Source organism: Allobosea sp. 05T422_2 (genome assembly GCF_056396265.1).
Map to the genome: position 1 here is coordinate 24943 of NZ_JBFTLD010000013.1, position 22582 is coordinate 47524.

Annotated in this window: 22 protein-coding genes and 1 pseudogene; 14 read left to right on the top strand and 9 right to left on the bottom strand. The window is 64.9% G+C overall.

Going from position 1 to position 22582, the window contains the following annotated elements:
* The first annotated feature begins 93 nt into the window (after positions 1-93).
* Genes AC1DJT_RS04390 through AC1DJT_RS04400 form a run of 3 tightly spaced genes read left to right on the top strand, consistent with a single transcriptional unit; the run spans position 94 to position 2739 of the window.
* Positions 94-858, top strand: a complete 765-nt coding sequence (locus AC1DJT_RS04390) for a response regulator (protein ID WP_476833607.1) — start codon at positions 94-96, stop codon at positions 856-858.
* Positions 855-2291, top strand: a complete 1437-nt coding sequence (locus AC1DJT_RS04395; protein ID WP_476833608.1) for an ATP-binding protein — start codon at positions 855-857, stop codon at positions 2289-2291. Before AC1DJT_RS04390 ends, AC1DJT_RS04395 begins: the two co-directional genes overlap by 4 nt.
* Positions 2292-2310: 19 nt before the next feature.
* Positions 2311-2739 carry a DUF411 domain-containing protein gene (locus AC1DJT_RS04400; protein ID WP_441508182.1) on the top strand — a complete coding sequence of 143 codons (429 nt, stop codon included), beginning with the start codon at positions 2311-2313 and terminating at the stop codon, positions 2737-2739.
* A gap of 59 nt (positions 2740-2798) precedes the next feature.
* On the opposite strand, the gene AC1DJT_RS04405 is transcribed toward AC1DJT_RS04400, so the two are convergent.
* The gene (locus AC1DJT_RS04405) at positions 2799-4142 is read right to left on the bottom strand and encodes an ATP-binding protein (RefSeq protein ID WP_476833609.1); all 1344 of its coding nucleotides are present in this window, start codon (positions 4140-4142) and stop codon (positions 2799-2801) included.
* Positions 4143-4152: 10 nt separating this feature from the next.
* The gene (locus AC1DJT_RS04410) at positions 4153-4818 is read right to left on the bottom strand and encodes a response regulator (protein WP_441508184.1); all 666 of its coding nucleotides are present in this window, start codon (positions 4816-4818) and stop codon (positions 4153-4155) included.
* A 176-nt stretch (positions 4819-4994) separates the two neighbouring features.
* Here AC1DJT_RS04410 and AC1DJT_RS04415 point away from each other — a divergent pair, with 176 nt between their 5' ends.
* The 7 genes from AC1DJT_RS04415 to AC1DJT_RS04445 all read left to right on the top strand — a co-directional run bounded on the left by AC1DJT_RS04415 (position 4995) and on the right by AC1DJT_RS04445 (position 9953).
* Entirely contained in the window at positions 4995-5612 is a 618-nt protein-coding gene (locus AC1DJT_RS04415; RefSeq protein WP_441508185.1) for a DsbA family protein, read from the top strand.
* A gap of 50 nt (positions 5613-5662) precedes the next feature.
* Positions 5663-6304, top strand: coding sequence for a L,D-transpeptidase (locus AC1DJT_RS04420; RefSeq protein ID WP_441508203.1), 642 nt, complete (start codon positions 5663-5665; stop codon positions 6302-6304).
* Between the two features lie 80 nt (positions 6305-6384).
* Positions 6385-7683, top strand: coding sequence for a bifunctional sulfur transferase/dioxygenase Blh (gene blh, locus AC1DJT_RS04425; RefSeq protein WP_476833610.1), 1299 nt, complete (start codon positions 6385-6387; stop codon positions 7681-7683).
* A 32-nt stretch (positions 7684-7715) separates the two neighbouring features.
* Positions 7716-8012 (top strand): sulfite-sensing transcriptional repressor BigR, encoded by a 297-nt coding sequence (bigR, locus tag AC1DJT_RS04430; RefSeq protein ID WP_441492529.1) that lies wholly within the window; start codon positions 7716-7718, stop codon positions 8010-8012.
* Positions 8009-8413 carry a YeeE/YedE family protein gene (locus tag AC1DJT_RS04435; RefSeq protein ID WP_441492401.1) on the top strand — a complete coding sequence of 135 codons (405 nt, stop codon included), beginning with the start codon at positions 8009-8011 and terminating at the stop codon, positions 8411-8413. The genes bigR and AC1DJT_RS04435 overlap by 4 nt, the downstream gene beginning before the upstream one ends.
* On the top strand, positions 8410-8853 hold the full coding sequence (locus tag AC1DJT_RS04440) for a DUF6691 family protein (protein ID WP_441508188.1): 444 nt from the start codon (positions 8410-8412) through the stop codon (positions 8851-8853). Before AC1DJT_RS04435 ends, AC1DJT_RS04440 begins: the two co-directional genes overlap by 4 nt.
* 305 nt (positions 8854-9158) lie before the next feature.
* Positions 9159-9953, top strand: coding sequence for a DUF899 domain-containing protein (locus tag AC1DJT_RS04445; RefSeq protein WP_441508204.1), 795 nt, complete (start codon positions 9159-9161; stop codon positions 9951-9953).
* A gap of 163 nt (positions 9954-10116) precedes the next feature.
* On the opposite strand, the gene AC1DJT_RS04450 is transcribed toward AC1DJT_RS04445, so the two are convergent.
* The gene (locus AC1DJT_RS04450; protein ID WP_441492403.1) at positions 10117-11136 is read right to left on the bottom strand and encodes a PAS domain-containing protein; all 1020 of its coding nucleotides are present in this window, start codon (positions 11134-11136) and stop codon (positions 10117-10119) included.
* Between the two features lie 986 nt (positions 11137-12122).
* Positions 12123-12917 (bottom strand): annotated as a pseudogene (locus AC1DJT_RS04455) (S10 family serine carboxypeptidase-like protein); the annotation flags it as partial.
* Between the two features lie 219 nt (positions 12918-13136).
* On the opposite strand from AC1DJT_RS04455, the gene AC1DJT_RS04460 reads away from it, so the two are divergent.
* Positions 13137-14117, top strand: coding sequence for a L,D-transpeptidase family protein (locus AC1DJT_RS04460; protein ID WP_476833611.1), 981 nt, complete (start codon positions 13137-13139; stop codon positions 14115-14117).
* A gap of 5 nt (positions 14118-14122) precedes the next feature.
* Positions 14123-14911 (top strand): extensin-like domain-containing protein, encoded by a 789-nt coding sequence (locus AC1DJT_RS04465; protein WP_476768753.1) that lies wholly within the window; start codon positions 14123-14125, stop codon positions 14909-14911.
* A gap of 86 nt (positions 14912-14997) precedes the next feature.
* On the opposite strand, the gene AC1DJT_RS04470 is transcribed toward AC1DJT_RS04465, so the two are convergent.
* The 5 genes from AC1DJT_RS04470 to AC1DJT_RS04490 form a co-directional block, all read right to left on the bottom strand.
* A complete protein-coding gene (locus AC1DJT_RS04470; RefSeq protein WP_441492405.1) occupies positions 14998-16278 on the bottom strand; it encodes a DUF763 domain-containing protein in 1281 nt (426 codons plus the stop codon).
* Positions 16279-16425: 147 nt separating this feature from the next.
* A complete protein-coding gene (locus tag AC1DJT_RS04475; RefSeq protein ID WP_441508192.1) occupies positions 16426-17346 on the bottom strand; it encodes a serine hydrolase in 921 nt (306 codons plus the stop codon).
* A gap of 40 nt (positions 17347-17386) precedes the next feature.
* A complete protein-coding gene (locus AC1DJT_RS04480; RefSeq protein WP_441508193.1) occupies positions 17387-18202 on the bottom strand; it encodes an ABC transporter permease in 816 nt (271 codons plus the stop codon).
* Positions 18203-18205: 3 nt separating this feature from the next.
* Entirely contained in the window at positions 18206-19141 is a 936-nt protein-coding gene (locus AC1DJT_RS04485) for an ABC transporter permease (RefSeq protein WP_476833612.1), read from the bottom strand.
* 46 nt (positions 19142-19187) lie between these two features.
* Positions 19188-20714 carry an ABC transporter substrate-binding protein gene (locus AC1DJT_RS04490; RefSeq protein WP_441508194.1) on the bottom strand — a complete coding sequence of 509 codons (1527 nt, stop codon included), beginning with the start codon at positions 20712-20714 and terminating at the stop codon, positions 19188-19190.
* Positions 20715-20832: 118 nt separating this feature from the next.
* On the opposite strand from AC1DJT_RS04490, the gene AC1DJT_RS04495 reads away from it, so the two are divergent.
* Entirely contained in the window at positions 20833-21708 is an 876-nt protein-coding gene (locus tag AC1DJT_RS04495; protein WP_441492410.1) for a LysR family transcriptional regulator, read from the top strand.
* Entirely contained in the window at positions 21705-22580 is an 876-nt protein-coding gene (locus tag AC1DJT_RS04500) for a LysR family transcriptional regulator (RefSeq protein ID WP_441508195.1), read from the top strand. The genes AC1DJT_RS04495 and AC1DJT_RS04500 overlap by 4 nt, the downstream gene beginning before the upstream one ends.
* Positions 22581-22582 lie beyond the last annotated feature (2 nt).

Genomic DNA, 22582 nt, shown 5'->3' on the forward strand with positions numbered 1-22582 from the left:
GAAGCGATCCGCGCATTTGGCGCAAGCAGGCGTTATCTTGACCCTTGAGCCGCGTACCGATCACTCCTCGCCCGTCCAGTCGGAAGTCCGAAGTTGAACCCATTCCCTGCAAGCGTTCAGGCCGAGGATCACGGCCATGTGCTGGTGGTCGACGACGACCCGCAGATCCGCCTGCTGGTCGCGCGCTTCCTGCAGCGGCATAGCTATCAGGTCAGCGGCGCCGCCGATGGCGATGCGATGTTCGACATCCTCAAACGCAGCGAGATCGACCTCGTCATTCTCGACCTGATGCTGCCGGGCCGTTCGGGGATTGAACTCTGCCGCGATATCCGCGCGATCTCGCCGGTGCCGATCGTGATGCTGACGGCCCGCAGCGAGGAGAGCGACCGCATACAGGGGCTCGAGGTCGGCGCAGATGACTATGTGACCAAGCCGTTCAGTCCACGCGAGCTGCTGGCGCGGGTTCGGGCCGTGCTGCGGCGCACGCGCATCCGCCGGGGCGAGCCGAGTGATCGCGCCAGCGAGCAGATAGGCTTCGATGGCTGGACGATGGATCTGCGCCGCCGGGAATTGCTGTCGCCGTCGGGAACGCTGGTCGATCTTTCGACTGGCGAGTTCGACCTGCTGCTTGCCTTTGCCGAACACGCCAACAGGGTGCTCTCGCGAGAGGCGCTGATGCAGTTTGCCAAGACGCGCAGCAGTGACGACCCTTTCGACAGGACGATCGATGTCCAGATCAGCCGCCTGCGCCGCAAGCTCGAGGCGGATACGAATGGCAGCCAGCTGATCAAGACCATCCGAGGCTCGGGCTACATGTTCACGCCGACCGTGCAGGCGCGCGAGGGTGAGCYGGCATGAGCAGGTCCCTCCGTCCGCGCTGGCCCGACACGGTTGCGGGCCGCGCCATCCTGATCCTCGTCGCGGCGCTGCTCGCTTTCCATTTCGCCGGCTACTGGGCCTATCGCGTCAGTGTCGACAGCATGGCCAATGTGCAGCGCGACAAGGCGCTGGCGGAGCGCATTGTCACGATCAAGCGCGCGATCGCCGGCAACGTGCACGATGCAGAGCGCGATCGCGTCGCCCATGATCTGTCGAGCGCGAGCCTGGAGGTGCACTGGAGCAATGTCAGCCTCGTCCTCGGTACTGCGCCGAAAACCGAACGCACGCAGGCGATGGCGGCACGGCTGATGGAACTCGCGCCTGAGCTCGCATCGGAATCGTTTCGCCTGGGCTATGCCGATGGCGGGGCCCCAGGCGCCGGAGAGGGAGATGCCGATCGCCATATGATGCTGGTCTCGGTCAGGCTGGACGACGGCTCCTGGGTCAATTTCTCCTCGACGACGCTCGGGGCCGCGCAGCATGCCGACTGGAACGTGCTGGCGATCATGATCTGTTTCGGCGTGGCGATCATCGTCATCGGCGTGCTGCTGCTGCGCTGGGCGACGCGGCCGCTGCGCGACCTGGCGCTGGCAGCCGAGCGCTTCAGCCTCGACCAGGCCCCGACACCGCTCAGCGAGGTCGGCCCCGCTGAGGTGCGCCGGGCGGCGCGCGCCTTCAACACCATGGGCGAGCGCATCCAGCGCCTCGTCGCCGAGCGCATGCAGGCGCTGGCGGCGGTCTCGCATGACCTGCGCACGCCGATCACGCGTCTGCGGCTGCGCTCGGAGCTGATGGAGGACGATGCGACGCGCGATCTGGTCGATGCCGACCTCTCCGAAATGGAGGCGATGATCGATTCGACGCTCGAATTCCTGCGCGGCGGCGTCTCCAGCGAGGCGATCCGTCCACTCGATATCGTCTCGGTGATCGAAACCATCGTCGACGACCATATCGATCAGGGGCGAACGATCACGCTCAGCGGACTCGGTCATGGCCGCGTACTCGGGCGACTGCTCGCCTTGAAGCGCGCCTTCTGGAACCTGATCGGTAACGCGGTGAAATATGGCGATCAGGTCTCGATCGCCATATCGGAGACACCGACCGGCCTGAGCTTCATCATCGAGGATGACGGGCCGGGCATTCCCGAGCAGGAGGTCGAGCGTGCTTTCCAGCCATTCGTCCGGCTCGAGGAATCGCGCAGCCGGGAAACCGGCGGTACCGGACTCGGGCTGACGATCGCGCGCGCGGTCATTCATGCCCATGGCGGCGAGATCTTGCTCGCCAACCGGGCGGAAGGAGGCCTCCGGGTCACGGTGACGTTGCCGACGCTGGCTGCCAGCKAACAGCAATTCGCGGATGCGCTGAGGACGGGGCGCTTTCCCTTGCCGGCCGCGAACCCGGCCCGCTCATGATGTCTATCTGGAGAGAACGATGAAAACCCTTGCTACCGCGCTGACGCTCGCGCTCTTCGCTGCTCCGGCGGCGGCCCAGTCCATCCAGGTCCATCTCAGCCCGAGCTGCGGCTGCTGCAAGTCCTGGGTCAAGCATCTCGAACAGGCGGGGTTCTCGCCCAAGGTCGTCGAGAGCAAGGACATGGCAGCAAGCAAGCGCCTGGTCGGCGTGCCCGATAAGGTCCAGTCCTGCCATACCGCGATCATCGAGGGGTATTTCATCGAAGGCCATGTGCCGGCCCCGGACATCCGCAAGCTGCTGCAGGACAAGCCGGCTGCAATCGGCCTGGCTGTGCCCGACATGCCGGTCGGATCTCCCGGCATGGAGGTCGAGGGCGTGACGCCGGACCGGTATGAGACGCTTCTGGTCGGGGCAGATGGCGAGACGACGGTCTTCGCGAAGCACTGACCTAACCACCTGTGTTTGCAGCGGCCCGAGTAGCGCAATCCACCCTTCCGGCCGCTGCTTCAGCGCTGCAGCGAACCGTCGTTCCAGAGGAGCGCTGCCTGCAATCCCGGGCCGTCTGTGCGGTTGCTCAGGACGAGCAGCGCTCCGACGCGCCTGGCGGCGATGTCGACGATGGTCAGGCCGAGCCCTGTGCCTGTCGGGCTCTTGTGGCGACCGCGGTAGAAGCGTTGCTTGACCAGGCCGAGTTCCTCCTGGGGGATGCCGGGGCCCTGGTCGAATACCGCGACGCCGCGACCATCGGCCGTCGGACGCCAGGACACGACACCACCGCCCGGCATATGCTGGATCGCGTTTTCGTGCAGGTTGCGCAGCGCCAGGGCGAGGCTCTCGCGGTCGCCTGGCACATCCAGGGCTGCGAGCCCAGGGTCGATTTCGACGTCGATGCCGGCCGCCGGAGCCGCATTGTCGATGATCTCGGCGAGGAGCCCGCTGACCCGGACACGGCCCGAGGCCGGACCTTGCTGTTCCGTTTCGAGCTTGGCGAGCGTTAGCAGCTGCCGAACGAGGCGGGCCGTCCGGTCCACTGAGATCAGGATCTGGCGTAGCGCGCCTTCCCTGATCGATGCGTCGGTTGTGGCCAGTGCGATCTGCGCCTGCGTCTTCAAACCAGCCAGCGGGGTTCGCAATTCATGGGCGGCGAAGGCCGTGATCTCGCGCTCATGGCGGCGGGCGGCCGCAACCTTGTCGAACAGACCGTTCAGCGCCTGCGCGAGCGGCCTGACCTCGATGGGGGCTTCGGCCGCCGCGAGGGGACGCATGTCCTCGGCGTCACGGGACTTGAGTTCCGCAGCCATGGTCGCGAGCGGGCGCAAGCCCCGGCCGAGGCTGAGCCAGATCAGCAGGCCGAGCAACGGGGCGATCAGCAGCGCGGGCGCGAGAAGCCCGGTGATCAGGTCGTTGACCAGCCCATGACGCAAGCCGATGCGATCGCCGACCATGACGCGGATGCCCTTCTGGGCATCTTCGACCGCGTAGACCCGCCAGCGTTCGCCATCGACCGTTCGATCGGAGAAGCCGGCGGCCTGATCGGTCAGCTGGGAGCCCGGCGCGCCGCTGGAACGGGCAACCAGCCGGCCGTCGAGAGACCAGATCTGGCAGGATAGCTGGCGCTCGTAGAATGCCGGCTCGACCGTCGCGCCGGGTAGTCCGGCGATAGCGGTGTCCGGCATCCGGCCGGCGTCGACCAGCGAATGCACCATCTTCGCCGCCTCCTGCAGGCGGGTGTCGAGCACATGCTCCAGCTTGGACCTACTGTCGAGATAGATCCAGGCGACCGCGCTGAGCCAGATCAGCCCGGTGGCGGCAATCAGGATGACGAAGAGGCGCGTGCGCAGGKAGGTCATGGCCCAGGCCTCATTTCGTCACCTGTCTCATCCGGTAGCCGAGGCCGCGCACGGTCTCGATCGCGTCGCGGCCGATCTTGGCACGCAGATTGTGGATATGGACCTCGACGGCGTTGCTCTCGATATCCTCCTGCCAGCCATAGAGCCGGTCTTCGATTTCGCCCTTCGAGCGGACCGCGCCAGGACGCTCCATGAGTGCCGACAGCACTGCGAATTCGCGCCGGGAGAGCGTGACGGGCGTGCCGGCAACGCTGGCAGCAAGCGTTGCGGGGTCGAGCATGATGGCGCCCGCAGCCATGACGGGCGCGGCTCGACCGGCATTTCGGCGCGCCACGGAGCGCACCCTGGCCGCCAGCTCGTCGAGATCGAAGGGTTTGCCGAGATAGTCGTCAGCGCCGGCATCGAGGCCGCGGATCCGGTCTGCGACCTCGTCGAGCGCGGTCAGGAGGAGTACGGGCGTGCGGTCGGACTTGCCCCGCATCTCCTTCAGCACGTCGAGCCCGGACCCATCCGGCAACATCAGGTCGAGCACCACGGCATCAAAACAGGAGGTCGCGAGCGCGGCCAGCGCCTCGGCGCAGGTCTCGACGCGGTCCACCGTCGCGCCGGCAAGCCCGAGCCCGACCTTCAGCCCGTCCGACAGAACAGGATCATCCTCCACGACGAGGATACGCATTTCGGTTCTCTCCATTGGCCACGCCCTCCCTCGCTGGCGCGGCTTAAGGCTGGCTTAAGGTGGATTTCCGACCCCGGGGCATCCTTTGCGCAGCGCATGGCCATGCCGTCCGGCGTGCCGTGCGGTGCCAGACCTCATTCGTCCATCCGGACCCGGAAGCCTGAGCGGAACCCAGCATGAATCGCAGAAACCTCATTCGTATTGCGGCCGCGCTGGCCGCTGCGCCCTTCATCTCGCCCATGGCGATGGCCCAAACCATCGATGTCGAAGCCATCCTCAATGATCCGGAAGCGCCGGCTGGCGGGAACCCGAAGGGCGATGTCACGATCGTCGCCTTCCTCGACTACAACTGCCCCTACTGCAAGAAATCCGCCCCCGACCTCGCGCGCGTCGTCAGGGAGGATGGCAAGATCCGCCTTGTCTACAAGGAATGGCCGATCCTGGGCGAATCCTCCGTCCTTGCGTCGCAGATCGCGCTCGGTGCCGGCTATCAGGGGCGCTACGAGGCCGTTCACAAGGCTCTGATGGGGCTTCCCGGCCGGCTGAGCTCGAAGGACACCATCCTGACGGCGGTCAAGGGCGCAGGCGTCGACATGAACCGCCTGCAGGCCGATCTCGATGCGAATGCAGAGAAGATCACGGCACAGCTGCGGCGCAATCTGGCGCAAGCGGATTCGCTGGGCCTGCAGGGCACGCCAACCTATCTGGTCGGACCGTTCCGGACCTCGACGCTCGACTACAAGGGCTTCAAGCAGGTCGTCGCCGATGCACGCGGAAAGCAGGCGGCACGATGAGGTTGCAGACTCGCTCGGCGATGCTGCCATCGCGCCGCAAGGCGGTCAGGATGGTCCTCTCCGCCGTCGGCTTTCCGCTTCTGGCCGGCGCCTGCACGACGACATCGCTGCCGCCGCCGCAGATCGCGAATACCATCCCGACCGTCGACCCGCTGGCGGCTGAGCGCTATGCGGCGCTCGACAATGAACGCTTCTCCGTTCCTGCCGTTTCGCTTGAGGATCTGAAGCCGGCCTATATGCGCCAGCTCGTCGATTACCGGACCCGCGAGCAGCCCGGAACGATCGTCGTCGATCCCGAGGCACGCTTCCTCTATCTCGTGCAGGAGGGCGGCAAGGCGCTGCGCTATGGCGTCGGGGTCGGCAAGGAGGGGCTTGAATTCACCGGGACGGCGCGCGTCGAGCGCAAGGCGCAATGGCCGCGCTGGACGCCGACGCCGGACATGATCCGGCGAGAGCCCGGCCGTTATGCGAAATGGGCCGGCGGCATGGCAGGTGGCGCGAGCAATCCGCTCGGCGCCCGGGCGCTCTATCTGTTCAAGAACGGCAAGGACACGCTCTACCGCATCCACGGCACCAACGAGCCCTGGACGATCGGCGAGGCCGTCTCGTCAGGCTGCATTCGAATGATGAACCAGGACGTGATCGACCTGTATAATCGCGTTGCCGGCGGCTCCAGGGTGGTGGTGCTCTGACCGCGTGACGTGCCTCTTGCGGGTCTTCAATATACATTATATGATATTGTATATTGAAGGCCCGCAAGAGGAGCGACGCCATGCCGACCGTCAGGATCAGCGACAGGCTCACCATTGGTGGCCAGCCATCGCTTGCCGAGTTTGCGCAGCTCGCAGGCGAAGGCTTCGCGACGGTCGTCAACAACCGGCCCGATGGCGAGGAGGCCGGGCAGCCCGGCACCGAGGCCGAGGCGTCCGCCGCAGCTGAAGCCGGGATTGCCTATGCGCACATACCCGTCACCGGGCCGACCATCACCGAGGCCAATGTGCGGGCATTCCAGAGAGCGGTCGCCTCGGCATCCGGACCGGTCTTCGCCCATTGCAAATCCGGAACGCGCGCGTTGACCCTGCACGCGCTGGGCGAGGTTATCGACGGGYGCCTCGAGGCGGCGGATGTCCGGGCATTCGGCGAGCGGCTCGGCTTCGATCTCAAGGGCGCGCAGGCCTGGCTCGCTGCCCGAGCGCTGCCGGCCCGGCCCGAGGTCAAGGGGTTCTACGAGCCGCGCAGCGGCAGCATCCAGTATGTCGTCTCGGATCCTGCGACGAAGAGCTGTGCGATCATCGACCCGGTGCTCGACTATGACGAGAAATCCGGGGCGACCAGCACGGCGAGCGCCGATGCGCTCCTGTCGCATGTCGCGGCGCAGGGGCTGACCGTCGCGTGGATTCTCGACACCCATCCGCATGCCGACCATTTCTCAGCCGCGCATTATCTGAAGCAGAGGACCGGGGCGCCGACCGGCATCGGTGCGCATGTGGTCGAGGTGCAGAAGCTTTGGAAGAAGCTCTATAACTGCCCGGCGCTGCTGACCGATGGTTCGCAATGGGACCGGCTGTTTTCTCATGGCGACCATTTCAGGCTTGGCTCGATCGATGCGCATGTCCTGTTTTCGCCCGGCCATACGCTGGCCTCGATCACCTATGTGATCGGCGATGCCGCCTTCATCCATGACACGCTCTTCATGCCGGATTCCGGCAGCGCCCGGGCCGATTTCCCCGGCGGCAGCGCCACAGCGCTCTGGGCCTCGATCCAGGATATTCTGGCGATGCCTGACGAGACCCGGCTCTTCACCGGTCACGACTATCGGCCGGGCGGACGCGAGCCGCGCTGGGAGAGTACGGTCGCAGAGCAGAGGCGAGCGAACCCGCATGTCGCGGGGATGGACGAGGTGGGCTACGTCGCGCTGCGCGAGGCACGCGACAAGACATTGCCGATGCCAAAGCTGATCCTGCATGCGCTGCAGGTGAATATTCGGGGCGGGCGCCTGCCGGAGCCGGAAGACAACGGCCGGCGCTATCTCAAGATCCCGCTCGATGCGCTCGAAGGTGCCGTCTGGTGACCCTGTCGAGCGAGGTGACGAAGCCAGTCGATATGGCGGCCCGCGCGGACGAGGTCGCGGGACTGCTCAAGACGATGGCCCACCCGGCGCGGCTGATGCTTGCCTGCATGCTTGCCGAGGGAGAATACGCCGTCGGCGAACTGGAAAGCCGGCTCGGCATTCACCAGCCGACGCTCTCGCAACAGCTCACGGTGCTGCGGGAGGCGGGAATTGTCGAGACGCGGCGGGAGGGCAAGCAGATCTTCTATCGCCTGACGGCGGACAAGGCGGCGCTGCTGATCCGCGCGCTCTATGACATCTTCTGCGAGCCGGAGGCCCCGCAACCATGAGTTACTGGCCCTCGCTCTTCGGCGGCATGCTGATCGGGCTCTCTGCGGCGCTGCTGCTGCTTCTCAACGGTCGCATCGCCGGCATCAGCGGCATCGTGGGCCGGCTGGCGCAGGGCGCTCAGGTGCCGGCCAACGCCGCTTTCCTGATCGGGCTCCTGGCCGGTCCGGTTCTCTTCGCCATCGCCTTCGGCCGCTGGCCGCAGGTGACGATCGCGGCCTCCTTGCCGATCATCCTGATTGCGGGGCTGCTGGTCGGCTTCGGCACGCGGATGGGCTCGGGCTGCACATCGGGCCACGGCATCCTCGGGCTTGCGCGATTCTCCCGCCGTTCGATTGCCGCGACCGTCACCTTCCTGGTAGCCGGAATCGCTGCGGCCACCCTCATGAGGCTCGTCGGATGACACAGCGCTTGCCACGCCTGTTCGTCGCGCTTGTCGCTGGCGCCATGTTCGGCTTCGGCCTTGCGCTGTCGGGCATGCTCGATCCGGCCCGGGTCATCGGCTTCCTGGATATCGGGAGCGGTCATTGGGACCCGAGCCTCGCCTTCGTGCTCGGCGGCGCTCTTGCCGTTGCGCTCGGTGCGATGGCGCTGGTGCGGCGAATGAAGCGTCCCGTCCTCGACGATCATTTCCATATCCCTGTGTCCGGCCAGGTCGACCGGCGGCTCATCCTCGGATCTGCTCTGTTCGGGCTCGGCTGGGGCATGGCCGGCTTCTGCCCGGGTCCGGCGATTGCCGCGCTTTCCATGGGGTTTCTGCCGGTCGTACTGTTCGTTGCGGCCATGCTGGCCGGCATGACGATTCATGACCGCTTCGTCGCCGCCGGGACTGCAGGCGGTTGATTCGATCCGTGTCAGTCCGGATCTGAGCCCTCAACCCAGCTTCGGATTCTTTGGCGCATGGAGTTTGTCCTGCCGCTCAAAGGGGCTGAGTGGCAGGGTCCGATCGCGGCGACTTCCTTGAGTGGCGCAGGCCCCGCGCCTGCGATCAGCGGCTCCGTCCGAATATCGCCACGCTTGTTACTCCCACTGGCCGATCTGCGGTGCCAAACTGCCTGACGATCAATGGCGAGCAATGAGCGCCAAATGGAAGCGTGTTGCGTCCTGAAGGTGCGGGAGATCGCCTAAACCAGGAGGTTTCAGAGGCCATGACACAATCAGCCGAGAGCGGACGGAAAGGCGGACAATCGGTCATGCGGACACCAGCGGTCGTACCGTCGCTGGCATGGGAGGAAGCCCGCAAGCAACTGCTCGTGAAGGAAAAAGCCCAGACCCTGGCCCGTGACGCCCTGGCCGCCGAGCGGCGGCGCATGCCGTGGACGGCCGTGACGAGTGCGTATGCGTTCGAGGGGCCTGCGGGCAAAGCCAGCCTGCTCGACCTGTTCGACGGTCGGCGGCAGTTGATCGTCTACCGCGCCTTCTTCGAGCCGGGCGTTTTTGGCTGGCCGGACCATGCCTGCCGGGGCTGCTCCATGGTGGCCGACCAGGTTGCGCATCTCGCCCACCTGAACGCCCGCGACACCACCCTCGTCTTCGTCTCGCGTGCGCCGCAGGCGGATATCGTACGGCTCAAGGAGCGGATGGGCTGGACAATGCCCTGGTTCACCCTCACGGACGGTTTCGATGCCGATTTCGGCGTGGACGAATGGCACGGCACGAACGTGTTCTACCGTGACGGTGATCGGGTGTTTCGCACCTATTTCATCAATAACCGCGGCGACGAGCAGATGGGGAACACCTGGAACTATCTCGACATCACGCCGCTGGGCCGGCAGGAGGTCTGGGAGGACTCTCCCGCAGGCTATCCGCAGACGCCAACCTATAAGTGGTGGAACTGGCACGACAGCTACGTTGCCGACGCGGCGCCCGACAAAAAATGGGTCGAGGTGTCGGATGCCGGAGAGGCTGCCTTCCGGGACCGAAAGGCAGATCCAACGGCGTGAGCCGTGCCTCACGCCGTTTCCGAGTTCTGCCGGGAGAATTTTACGCCTGCGCTGCCATTGAGCGTTCAGGCGCCTGAAACGGTGTCCTGAACGTTGCAACGCGGTTCTGGCCGACGCGAGCCCTGCGGGTCTGGCCGGTCATGACATGGAGGTCGATGGCGCATCAGCGACGCAGATCGGCGAGGTCCGCCTCGATCACTGCGACCAAACCGGTGGGCAGCCAAAGGTACTGCATCTTGGCGCCAAGCTGAGATTGCGCCGCCCTATCGACGAGAACGCTGCCGAAGCCCGGCTGTCCGGAAGGCGTGACCACGTCGGGGCCGCCGATCTCTTGCCAGGTTATGAAAAGCTGCTCCTGCCGAACCTCGGTGGAAACCGACACGGACCCGCTTTCGCTGGACAGCGCACCATACTTGACCGCATTGGTCGCCAGCTCATGAAAGATCAGCGCCAGCGCGGTCGCTGCACTCGGGCCGACCGCAGCATCCTCTCCTTGAATGGTCACGCGATCTGCGTGGCCCTCGCGATAAGGGTCGAGCAGGCGTGACAGCAGCAGCGTCAATCCTCCGTCGCCGATCTCCTTGTCGACGACGAAGGCATGGGCGCGATGCAGGGCCTGGAACCGGCTCTGCAGTTTCTCGGCGAAGCCCTTGCTCGCCGGCTCGAAGCGGGCCGCCATCCGCACCAGACTGTTCACAACGGTGAAGATGTTGGCGATTCGATGCGAAAGCTCGCGGGCGATCAGCTCACGCTGCTCTTCGGCGCGGCGCCTTGCTGTAATGTCGATATGGGCCCCGACGAGGCGAACCGCGCCGCCATGCTCGTCTCTGGTGATTTCGGCCTTAGCGAGGATCCAGCGCGTCTGGCCGTCACTTGGCCTGATGATGCGATACTCGACTTCGTACTCGGTGGCAGGGCTTTTAACGGTGGCGAGGAAATGGCCCACGACACGCGCGCGGTCATCGGGATGAATCCGGGCAACCCAGGCCTCGTGGCTTTCATGGATCGCGTCCGGCGGTAATCCGTGGACGGCCAAATACTCTGGCGAGCGGACATTCTTGAATTCACCGTGGCGCAGGTCGACCTCCAGGCCGCCGATCTGACCGATGCGTTGGATGCGTGCGAGCTCGGCTTCGCGGGCGCGAAGTTTGCTCTCGGCCGATTCACCTAGGTTGTTCAACATCTTGTCTCGGCTCAATCGGCGCAGGATCCTATATGTCGCCGTGCTTGACCACCCGCAATGTCATTGGACATGGCGTGGCAGCTTTCGCTGTGATCAGTTGGGAAAGCGGGGCTTCAGCGCGAGGGCCCGGCTCCTCCTCACAATCCCTGGCGGGCCTCGATCATGGTGCGAGCCGCCTCGCGCAAATTCGCGCGCGAGGCGTCACGCGAATAGAACATGTGCCCGCCGGGAAGGACCTGCAGCTTGACGCGGGCAGGATCGCCCAAGGCAGGCAGTTGATCGAGAAGCAGCTTGGTCTCGAAATAGGGCGTGACGAGATCGGTGAATCCGTGTGCGACGATGACCTCGAGGCGGGGATCGAGCGCGAGCACATTGCGGAGCTCGCGGATGGATTCGCGGTCGCCGCGACCCTGGCCATAACTCCAGCGGCGGTTGACCTCTTCGTTCAAAAGAAAGTAGCGCCCTTCGGGCCGCCAATTCAGATCGCTCGCATAATGACTGAGCATTGCGCTCGTCAGGGGGGCCGTGATCGCGCCCAGCACGGCGTCCGGCGCCCGGCCGCGCGCGGCTTCGGGATCGGGGTCGAGGGCCGCGACGTTTCCATCATAAGGACTGCCGACAAGCCCCTTGTTGCGGTCCAGCTCGCGCAGAAAGGTGGTTGCATCGACCTTGCCGCCCATGCGCTCCACGAGAGCTCGGTCGAGCCCTGTCAGCGCTGAGACCCTGTCGGCCAGTCGTTTGGTCGCGTCGCTGTCGCGTGGCCCCTTCAGGAGATCGGCGAGATAGTCGCCGGCAGCATAGTTTTCGGCCTCTGCGAGCGTCTGGTGGGAGAGTTTGCCTTCGCGCTCCAGCTTCACCGCGGCCATCGCCGGGAGCGACACCACCCAGCGAAGCGGCGAGCTGCCGGCGTCGCGCTGGTAGGTGAAGTCGAGTACCGGGGAGAGCATCACGATGCCGGAGACGCCGACACCGTCGCCGGTCTGCAACTCGCTGGCGATCTTGGGGGCGCGGAACCCGCCATAGCTCTCGCCGACGAGGAATTTCGGCGAAGCGAGGCGGTCGGTCAGCCGCAGCCAGTTGGTGACGAAGCGTGAGAGCGACTTGTAGTCTCCCTCGACCGACCAGAGCAGCCCGCGTGCCTCATCGGTGCCGGCGGCGAAACGGCTGAATCCCGTGCCCACCGGGTCGATGAAGACGAGATCGGTGAAGTCGAGCCAGGTATCGGCATTGTCGACGACGAGGGGCGGCATGGACGGGGCGTCGCCCTGCCGGCCGAAAGGCAGCCGCTTCGGCCCCATCAGGCCGAGATTGAGATAGGCAGAGGCGGCACCAGGTCCGCCGTTGAAGGCAAATGTGACCGGGCGCGACGAGGCGGGGACGCCCTGACCACGGTCGAGCACATAGGCGATATAGGCGATTTCGGCGAGCTTGCGGCCGGACTGATCACTGACCGGCAGCGCGCCGGCCGTGGCCGTATAGCGCAGCGTACGGCCGGGCAGGGTCAATTCGTGACGCGTGACGGAAGGCGGCGGCAGGGCTACGCCCTGGCCGGTGACAGGGCGAGACTCCTGCCGATTTGCCTGCGCATCTGCTGGGCCCTGATCCCGCCGCGCCGGCGCAGTCTCCTGCGCTCGCGCCTGGTCCAGGAAAGCCAGAGGCGCTGAAATGGACAGCCCGGCAACGGCAAGTGCGAAAAGCGCGCGAAATCTCATGGCATGTCCCGATGACGATCCCCAAGAACTTAAGCTGATCCAATGCGGAACATGCCAAACATCTCGCATCACGAAGCCGTTAGGTTCCCTGGGCGAGGTCGCTTCGGTAGCGCATCTGCGTGATGGTTGTCGGAGGTCTAATGGCTGTTGGATTGCCGACCATGCCGGCGTCCCAAGGGCGACTTGGCCACGCTGACTGGCTGAGCCGAACTGGTGCCCTGTCAAGATCTCGGGAACWTGTTGGCGCTTCCGCCGTATAGGGTTTGACCTTATCGGAACCCCCGATCGATGAAGCTCACCGATCTGCACGTAATGGTCCTTATGGTGCTCGTACTCGGTGCGGCCCCTGTGTCGGCCTTGACGCCCGATCAGATCAACACGGCGACATTCGCGCGACCGATCCGTCAGGCGGCGAACGGGCCCGATCCCTTCATCGTGAAGGCTCAGGCCCTGCTCAGCCGGCGCAGCATCTCGCCCGGCGTGATCGATGGCGTCGATGGCGAGAACTTTCGCAAGGCGGTCGCGCAGTTCCGGCGCCAGGAGAACCTAGGCGAAAGCGACGAGCTGGACGAGGTCGCGTGGCTCGGTCTCGGCGGCGATACCGATCAGGATGTCGTGGTCGAATACAAGCTGTCCGAAAAGGACACGGAATACAAATTCGCCGACGCCATTCCCCGGGACTACGCCAAGCAGGCCAGGATGAAGCGGCTCTCCTACACGAGCCCGCAGGAGATGCTCAGCGAGCGCTTTCACATGAGCGAAGGGCTATTGATGGCGCTTAATCCCGAGCAGCGCTTCACCAGCGCTGGCCGCGGAATTTACGTCATCTCTTCCGAACGCTCTCTCCAGAAGGGCGCTGCCAAACGGGTCGATGTCGTTAAGAGTACGGGCATGGTCGTCGCTTATGGCGATGGGGACACCATCCTTTCCAGCTATCCGGCAACAATCGGAAGCACTGACACGCCCTCTTTGAGCGGGCAGTACAGGGTCACGCGCATCGCGAGGAACCCGAGATACACCTACAATMCCGAGAAAAACTTCCGGCAGGGCAAGAACGATGAAACCCTCGTCCTTCCGCCCGGACCCAATGGACCGGTTGGAACCGTCTGGATCGCTTTGTCGGAACCGACATACGGCATACACGGCACGCCGGAACCCTCGCGGGTCAGCAAGACGACGTCGCATGGATGCGTGAGATTGACGAACTGGGATGCGGAGGAGCTGGCCGACCTCGTGCGCCCGGGTGTGCCGGTGCGATTCCTGGATTGAGGGCGGTGTCAGGTCGCCAGAGACGGCGAGTTCTCGCAGGGATCGCGCTAGCCATTTCTCTGTTCATGTTCGGCTTCGGGGCGCTGGCGCGCGACAGCCAGGCAAAAGTGCAAGGCGTTTCGCAATCGGATCCAGCACGCGTGCTCGCGCCGCTGCCTCCGCCGCGGCCGAGCAGATTGGCCCCGCAGGCTGACTCCACTGCAAACGGGAATTTGTTGGAACAGCGTGTTCCGGCAGTTCCATCGACCTGTATCAGGGCCTTCGAGGAGAGCGGGGGTTTCGTATTGCCCTCGCAGAACGGCGCAAGCACGGGGGAATGTGCGATCGAGGATCCGGTGACGTTCCAGCGCTTGACCATGCCCGACGGTTCCAGGATCGAGTTGGACAGCGCGATCACCGTGCGGTGCTCTCTTGCGCTCGAGGTTCTCGCCTGGATCCGCGACGATCTCGCTGCGCTGGCGAGGCAGGAGAACGCCCGGCTTGCGAAGCTGACAGGGGTCGGCGGATATGCCTGCCGGTCACGAAACGCCGATACAGGTGCGCCGATCAGTGAGCATGCGAGCGGCAACGCTCTCGATGTCGGCGGGTTGCTGATGCAGGATGGCCGCGCCGTGGCATTCGCGGGTCAGGAGCCTCTGTCCCGCTCAATGCGCGACGCGGTGCAGAAGAGCGTCTGCCAACGGTTCGCCACCGTGCTCGGCCCGGGAGCCGACAGTTCCCACAAGGACCATCTTCATCTCGACATGCGCCAGCGCTCGCGAGGGTTTCGCATTTGCCAGTGGACGGTCGAATGAAGAGCAGTCCTGTTCTCCCCCCAGTCAGCATGCCAGACGCCGTCGGCGGRATGCCGATGGCGACGCGCTGGCGCCATGGCTGACGGTCAAGCCGGGTTCGCCTTCGCAGGCGGCGCGGGTGCCGCTTCACCGTCCGACCGCTCCCAGCCGAAGACGCTCCGGCCACCATACTCGGCGGAGCGCAGTCTCTCCTCCGTGACATACTCATCCAACGTCGGACCGGAGACGACGCGCTCCAGGCGCCGGCTTTCCCGGTCCAGACGTGCGATGGCAGCGAGCCTGTCGTCCTGACCGAGTTTCGCCCGATCGATGGCGGATTTCAGCACCGCGATCGTCTGGTCGTAGACCTTGGTGGGCACGGCGAACGGCTGTCTGTCCTTGCCGCCATGGGCGAGAGAGAAGCGCGCAGGATCGGCGAACCGGCACGGCGCGCCATGGATCACTTCCGCGACCATCGCAAGCGAACGGACCGTGCGGGCGCCGACGCCGGGCACGAGCAGCAATTCCGAGAAATCGGCGGGGGCGCTGTCGGCGGCTGCGGCGAGCGCACCATGGAGCCGTCGCGCAATCACGTCCTTGGGCCTGACCTCGTGATGTGCCGGCATGACGAGATGAGGTAGGGAAAGCTGCGCCGGCGACAGGACCGGCGGCGCCCGGTCGCGCTCCAGCGCCGCAAATTCCCTCACGATCCCCGACGGTCCGATGTCGCGCAGCAGATCGATCTGGCCGTTGCGGGAGAGGGCGGCGCGCCTGTCGGTCAGATTGATGATGCTGCCCTGGTTCTTGCCATCGATGGCGGCATGTGGCGCCTCGACGAAACTGCCCAGCCCTTCAGACTGCCAGTGATAGCGCCGGGCGAGGCCGCCATCGCCATTCATGCCCTGCTGCACCACGACCCAATGGCCGTCATTCCCGACGAAGAAGCCATGGAGATAGAGGTCGAAGCCGTCCTGCACGGCGGCACTGTCGACCTTGGCGACCAGCCGGCTCGCGGTGGCGAGCGCCTGTCCGTCGAACCCGACCCTCGCTCCAATCTGTTCGAGCTCGGCCGGTGTCTCGCGCGAATGGCGGCCCCGCCCGCCACAGACATGCAGGCCCAGCTCGCCCGACAGCGGAGCCAGCCCACGCTTGAGCGCGCCTATCACGCTGGTGGTGATACCCGACGAGTGCCAGTCCATTCCCATCACCGCCCCGAAGGACTGGAACCAGAATGGATGCGCCAACCGCCGCAGCAACTCGTCGCGGCCATAATGATGGATGATCGCCGCGCAGATGACCGCGCCGAGCTGCGTCATGCGCCGACCGAGCCAGGCGGGCACGCGGCCATGGTGGAGCGGAAGGTCGGCGCTGCCGGATCGCCGGGTCATGGCGAAGTCTCGCGAACGAAAGAGGAACGCCTGATATAGCCCGGCCTGTCCCCGCTTTCTACAGAAATTGATCCTCGTCGAGGCGGCTGGTCCTGTCGCTCCGTTGCGCCCGACCGCCGGTCGTCGCCGTGCACATCAAGATTCCGTTCAAATCCCGGCTATCTCGGCTGCAACCAACTTACCAATCCCCGGCAGGAAGCCGTCATCCTCTCCGATCGCTTCGCCCTGGGTGAAGACGGTCAGGATGAAGTCCTCGCCGCCAGGCAGGATGGCGCGCATCGTGTCGTGGCGGCGAAATTCGGCGCGTGCATCGCCCAGCCAGCGGGTCCGTCCGGCCTTGGACCAGATCCGCGAACCGTCCGGCAGGCCGCCGCCGAGATATCCGAGCAGTTGATAGGCGCCGCGGGCCCGGTCGGGACTTTCCTGGTCGCGAATGAGGTGGTCGCGCACCCGCTTCAGGCGAGCTTCCGGCAACAGCGAGGAGCCATAAAAGATCTCTGACATCAGACGCGCCATTGCGATCGGCGTCAGGCGGTTGTGGCCGATGGGAGAGAGATCGAGCCCGATTTTCTCGCGGCCGTAGCGCAAATCATCCATCAGCTTCTGGTCGAGATTGATGCCGACCAACTCGGACCAGCCCAAGCCGGCGAAGAAGCGGTTGATCTCCCGGCGGCGCTCGCACCAGTCGGCCAGGGCCTCCCCCTGCAGCAATGTGTCGCCGGTCGTGCCGGTGAGCAGGTCGATGATGTAGTTCGTTGCCGAATTGGACGACCAGAGGATCATGTCGCGCATCGCGCGGTCGAGTTCCTCATGCTCGGTCAACCGTCCCTCCGTGAGGGCCGCCTGCGCCGCGACGAGGTGAAAGACCTTGACCAAAGAGCATGGGTAGCTCCGCCAGTCGGCATGGCGGGCAGCTCCAACCGGTTTCTCACCAGCAGGCTGAGGGCGCAGCAGGACATAGGCGAACTGGTCCAGCGGGACACCACGTCCGGAATAGATCGAAGACGCATGGGCCTCGATGGCGCGGCCGATCCGCTGCAGTTCTGTATCGTCGCGAAAGAAGCTCATGATGTCCTCATGGCGCAGGCATCGGCCGCGCAGGAAAAGGTCAGCCCTTCGGGCGCAAGGCGGTGTCGACCCCCTCGCCGATCAGGGCGAAGGTCACACCGGTATAGATGATGGCGAGACCCGGGCAGGTCGCGATCCACCAGGCGTCGAACAGGAACTCGCGGCCGTCCGAGATCATCAGCCCCCATTCCGGTGTCGGCGGCTGGATGCCGAGGCCGAGGAAGCTGAGCGAGGTCACGGCCAGGATCGTCAGGACGACATCCGCCATTGCATAGACGATTGCCGGGGTCACGGCGTTGGGCAGGACATGCCTGGCAACGATGTGCCGGTCGGTACCGCCGAAACTGCGCGCTGCCTGCACGAATTCGAGTTCGCGCAGCACCAGCACCTCGCCACGGACAATGCGGGCAAACGAGATCCAGTTCACCAGCAGGAAGGCGAGATAGAGGTTGAATTCCCCGGGACCCAGCACGCCGACGATGGCGATCACCAGGACATGGAAGGGGAAGGCCCAGAAGATGTCGGTGATACGCATGATCACGGTATCGACGCGGCCACCGACATAGCCGGAGAGCGCACCGATCGCCGCGCCCAACATGGCCGGCGCCGCGACACAGATCAGTGCCACCCTCAGATCGACGAGACCGCCCGCCATGACCCGCGAGGCGACATCGCGCCCGAGATCGTCCGTGCCGAACCAGTGGCCGAGTGAGGGCGGCTGCAACGTATTGCCGTAGTCGATGAGGAAGGGATCATGCGGTGTCCAGACTTGCCCCAGCCCGACGAACAGGCTCAGCAGGGCGAGCATCACGAGGCCGATCAGCAGCGTCGGATTGAGGCGGCGCAGTCGCGTCATGGTTCAATCCAGCCTGATGCGCGGGTCGGCCAGCGCGTAGGCGATATCCGTCRCCAGGTTGATCAGGACCACGAGCACGGCAAAGACGATGGTCAGCCCCTGGATCATCGGGTAGTCGCGGGCGAATATCGATTCAACGAAGAGCGAGCCGAGCCCGGGCRGGGCGAAGACCGTTTCGATCACGACCGTGCCACCGATGATCCAGCTCGTATGTGCGCCGAGCACCGAGATCGAGCTGATCAGGGCATTCGGCAGGACGTGCACGCGCATCGTGCGGTTGGTGCCATTACCCTTGGCCCGGGCCGTCGTGACATAATCCGAGCCGAGCACGTTCAGGATGCCGCTGCGCAGGCTGCGGATCGTCAGCGATGCCGTCGCGAGGGCAATCACCAGGGCGGGAAGCGTCAGATGATGCAGCCGCGAAAGAAAGCCGTCCCCGTACCCGGAGGTGGGGAACAGTGGCACCCAGATCGCCAGCATGACGACAAGGACCAGCCCCAGCCAGAATGAGGGGATGGCGAGCAGGATGGTGAAGACGAGTTTGATCAGGACATCCACCGGCTTGTCCCGCTCGACCGCCGAGAGCAGGGCAAGAGGAACGGTGAGGATGACGGCAATGATGGTTGAATAGGCGACGAGCCACAGCGTCGCCGGCAGGCGCTCGAGCACGAGTTCCGAGACCGCGCGGCCGTGCACCACCGAACGGCCGAGGGTCCCTGAACCGATATCGCCGAGGAACAGCCAATATTGCCGCCAGAGCGGCAGATCGAGCCCGAGGCGCTGTTTCAGCAGCGCAACTTCCTCAGGGCCGCCGCGCGCCCCGAGCAAGAGCGTTGCCGGATCCCCCGGCAGCGCGCGCAGCAGGAAGAAGCAGGCCAGCGTGATGCCAAGCAGCACCGGCACCAGCTGGAACAGCCGTTTGAAGATGTAACCGACCATGATGAGCTTCTGAAAGAAGAGGCGGCCCTGCGGGGCCGCCGGCGCTTCACTTCAGCTTGACGTCCTCCAGGCGGAAATTGGAGGTCGGAAGCACTTCGAAGCCTTCGACATTGCTGCGATAGGCGTAGGACGTGCCGGGATAGAACAGGAAGACCGACGGCGCGCCCTCATGCGCGAGCTTGATCATCTCCTTGAACATCCCACCGCGCTCCGGACCATCGGCCGTGACGCGCTCCTTTTCGTAGAGCTCGTTGACCCGCTCGCTCTTCCATTCCGTGTGGTAGGCATTGGCGCGCTCGGGATTGACGATCAGGAAGCCGGCGAGCTGATCGGGATCGATCGTGTCGCTAGACGCGTAGGAAACCGCCATCTCGTAGTCGCCCGCCTTGGTTGTCGACCAATGCGTGCCGCCTTCGACCAGCTTGATCTCGGCCGTCACCCCGACCTGCGCCAGAGCGCTTTGCATCGCCTGTCCGAGCTGGCGGTGCAGCGGACGTCCCGAGTGGATCAACAGCGAGGTCTTGAAGCCGTCCGCATAGCCGGCTTCCTTCAGCAGGGCTTTCGCCTTGGCGACATCGTGGGAATAGGGCTTCAGCGTCGAATCGGCATAGGCCATGGGCGGCATCGGCGAGTTCGCGACCTTGCCGGTTCCATAGAGCAGCGCCTTGACCAGGCCTTCCTTGTCGACGGCATAGTTCAGCGCCTGACGGACACGGACATCGTCGAAGGGCTTCTTCTTCGTGTTCATCATCACGAAGTCGCTGCGCAGGACATCGGCAACAGCAGTCTTGATCGCGCCCGAACGGCTGAGGCTCTGCAACTGGTTGAGCGGGATTTCCAAGGCGACGTCGATCTCACCAGCCTGCAGTTTCAGGACGCGGCTGTTGCCTTCGGGAATGACAAGGAGCTCGGCGCCGTCGAGGTCGGGCTTGCCGGCCTGCCAGTAGGATGCGTTCTTCTTCAGCGAAAGACCCTGGCCCTTATTCCATGCTGCAACCGTAAAGGGGCCCGAGCCGATCGGCTTTTCGAAGAAGCGGTCGGGCGCCGCCTCGAAAGCCCTTTGCGGCAGGATGGCGGAAGAGAACAAGGCCAGGTTGTTCAGAAGCGGCGTGAAGGTCTTCTTGAGCGTGAGGATCACCGTGCGCTGATCCGGCGTCTCGATCGTCTCGATGCCCGAAAAGAAGCGCTTCCAGTTGCTCGCATCGCTGCCGGCCCGCTTCAGTGAGAACGCCACATCTGCGGACGTGACCGGGGTACCGTCGGAGAATTTCGCTTCGCGCAGCTTGAATGTGTAGGTCGTGCCGTCGGCACTGACCTGCCAGCTCTCGGCAAGGCCAGGCTCGAGCTTGGTGGCATCCTTGCTCGGGCGGAGCAGTGTGTCGAAAATCAGCAGTTGCGCGAAGATCGAAGCGTTGTCGCTGGTGGCGATCGGATCGAGCGAGACGAGATCCTGCGTCTGCGCCAGTCTCAACATACCCTTGGCAAGGGCGGGGGAAGCAAGGCCGCCCATCACAGGCGTCATCACGGCGAGCGCAAGCGCGGCAGCCGAAACCATCGAACGAAATCTGGTCATCGCGATCCCCTGTGGTGCCGGTTCTATGCCGACAACGGCCGGCATCCTTTCATGGGCCTCCTAGTCTTGCTAATGAAAGATTTGGCAAGATCTTCAACCAGTTGGAATAGGGTGCGTCATGAAGCTCTCCTCACTGCAGGTCCTCGACGCCTTCGTCCGGCTCGGCGGGACCGGTGAGGCGGCGCAAGGGCTAGAGATGAGCCAGTCCGCCGTGATCAAGGCGTTGAGGCTTGCCGAGTTCGAACTCGGCTTGAACCTCGTCACGACCTTGCAGGGCCGCTTGATGCCGACGCCTGAGGCGCAGGCCCTGACCCAGCGGGCGCAGCCGGCTTTCGCGGCGCTCAGGCGGGCTCGCCATGAGGCCGACATGATGCGGGTCGGCATGGTCGACCGCCTCCGGATCGTGACGGTGCCGGGACTGGCCCACAGCATCCTGCCGCCCGCGATCACGGCAGCCCGACGCGCCATCGGCGATGCGGCACCTGTCGAGATCATGTTCGATCATGTCGCCGCCCATCTGGCGGCGGGAGATGCCGATCTCGCAATCACCTACGGGCCCCTGCCGAACGAAGGGCTGCGGAATATCACGCTGCAGGAAAGTCCGCTTGTCTGCGTGTTTTTTCAGACAGATCCATTGGCTGCGCGAGACGAAATCGGCCTCGAGGACCTCGCGGGGCGTCGACTGATCAGCTATGGGCCGGATGGTTTCAGCAGCGCCGACAGTTTCCAGCAGGCTCTGACCAAAGCGGGCCTTGCACCGCGGATCTCGATCACCGTCCGTCATACCGACTCGGCTTGCCATCTCGTGCGCGAGGGCTGCGGCGTCGCCATCGTTGATGGTTTCGTGATCAGCAGCGGATTGACCGAGGGGCTGGCCGTGCGGCCGCTGCGCGCGAGCCCGGCCGTCATCGCCTATGCGCATCATCGGGAAGGCTCCCACCTGCAGCACTCCGGGCAGGTCCTGCTCGCCTGCTTGATGGAGCGCGCCCCATGAGCGAACTCACGCCGACCCAGGCCGGCATCCTGCTTGCGGTGCATCGCTTGGGCACGACGATTGAGGCCGCACGTGCGTTCAACCTGACGCAATCGGCCATCAGCAAGATCGTGGCGAGGAGTGAAGCAAGCCTTGGTGTGCCGGTCTTCGAGCGGCGCGACGGCAGGTTGGTATTGCGCTCCGAAGCGCGGGAACTGATGGCGAGCCTCGACGCGGTCGAGAGCGAATGGTGCAATCTGCGAGAAACCGTCGCGGATTTGCGTGCCGGGCGCGCCTTGCCACTGCGCATCGCCGCGACGCCCAGCATCGGACAGGGACTGGTTGCAGGGGCCCTGCGCAAGCTGCTGGCGACGCATCCCGACGCACGTGCTGAGCTCATCATGGGCAATCCGGTCGCGGAGCTTTCGAACGGGACGGCCGATATCGGCTTCATGTTCTCGCCGCGCGTGAGCGACGACATTGCTTTGACGCCGCTAGCCGAAGGCTCGATCGTTGCCCTGGTCCGGAAGGATGATCCTCTGGCTGCGCAGGGCAGCGTCGATCTTGCCGAACTCGCGGGGCGCCGGTTGCTCTGCTTCGATCGGGAATCGTCGCCGCTCGGCTGGCTGATCGCCAAGGCGCACGAAGAGGCCGGGCTCGTCTACGCCCCTTTCATGACGGCGCCCTACAGCATCACCGTCGCGCATTTGCTGGCCCGGGATGGCGATGTCTCACTCGTCGACAGCATGCTGTTCGAGGCGCAACGTTTCGATGGCCTCGCCCAACTGCAGATCACGCCGCGCATCCCGATCACGATATGCATGATGACCGCCCGCAGCCGCCCGCTGTCTCACCTGGCAGCGCGCATGGTCGAGATCATCACAGGCGGATAATG

Excerpts from the sequence above, each read along its gene's own strand:
- AC1DJT_RS04400 (WP_441508182.1), top strand. The coding sequence starts at position 2,311 with ATGAAAACCCTTGCTACCGCGCTGACGCTCGCGCTCTTCGCTGCTCCG.
- AC1DJT_RS04410 (WP_441508184.1), bottom strand. The coding sequence starts at position 4,818 with ATGCGTATCCTCGTCGTGGAGGATGATCCTGTTCTGTCGGACGGGCTG.
- AC1DJT_RS04415 (WP_441508185.1), top strand. The coding sequence starts at position 4,995 with ATGAATCGCAGAAACCTCATTCGTATTGCGGCCGCGCTGGCCGCTGCG.
- AC1DJT_RS04420 (WP_441508203.1), top strand. The coding sequence starts at position 5,663 with ATGGTCCTCTCCGCCGTCGGCTTTCCGCTTCTGGCCGGCGCCTGCACG.
- bigR (WP_441492529.1), top strand. The coding sequence starts at position 7,716 with ATGGCGGCCCGCGCGGACGAGGTCGCGGGACTGCTCAAGACGATGGCC.
- AC1DJT_RS04435 (WP_441492401.1), top strand. The coding sequence starts at position 8,009 with ATGAGTTACTGGCCCTCGCTCTTCGGCGGCATGCTGATCGGGCTCTCT.
- AC1DJT_RS04440 (WP_441508188.1), top strand. The coding sequence starts at position 8,410 with ATGACACAGCGCTTGCCACGCCTGTTCGTCGCGCTTGTCGCTGGCGCC.
- AC1DJT_RS04445 (WP_441508204.1), top strand. The coding sequence starts at position 9,159 with ATGACACAATCAGCCGAGAGCGGACGGAAAGGCGGACAATCGGTCATG.
- AC1DJT_RS04450 (WP_441492403.1), bottom strand. The coding sequence starts at position 11,136 with ATGTTGAACAACCTAGGTGAATCGGCCGAGAGCAAACTTCGCGCCCGC.
- AC1DJT_RS04470 (WP_441492405.1), bottom strand. The coding sequence starts at position 16,278 with ATGACCCGGCGATCCGGCAGCGCCGACCTTCCGCTCCACCATGGCCGC.
- AC1DJT_RS04475 (WP_441508192.1), bottom strand. The coding sequence starts at position 17,346 with ATGAGCTTCTTTCGCGACGATACAGAACTGCAGCGGATCGGCCGCGCC.
- AC1DJT_RS04480 (WP_441508193.1), bottom strand. The coding sequence starts at position 18,202 with ATGACGCGACTGCGCCGCCTCAATCCGACGCTGCTGATCGGCCTCGTG.
- AC1DJT_RS04490 (WP_441508194.1), bottom strand. The coding sequence starts at position 20,714 with ATGACCAGATTTCGTTCGATGGTTTCGGCTGCCGCGCTTGCGCTCGCC.
- AC1DJT_RS04495 (WP_441492410.1), top strand. The coding sequence starts at position 20,833 with ATGAAGCTCTCCTCACTGCAGGTCCTCGACGCCTTCGTCCGGCTCGGC.
- AC1DJT_RS04500 (WP_441508195.1), top strand. The coding sequence starts at position 21,705 with ATGAGCGAACTCACGCCGACCCAGGCCGGCATCCTGCTTGCGGTGCAT.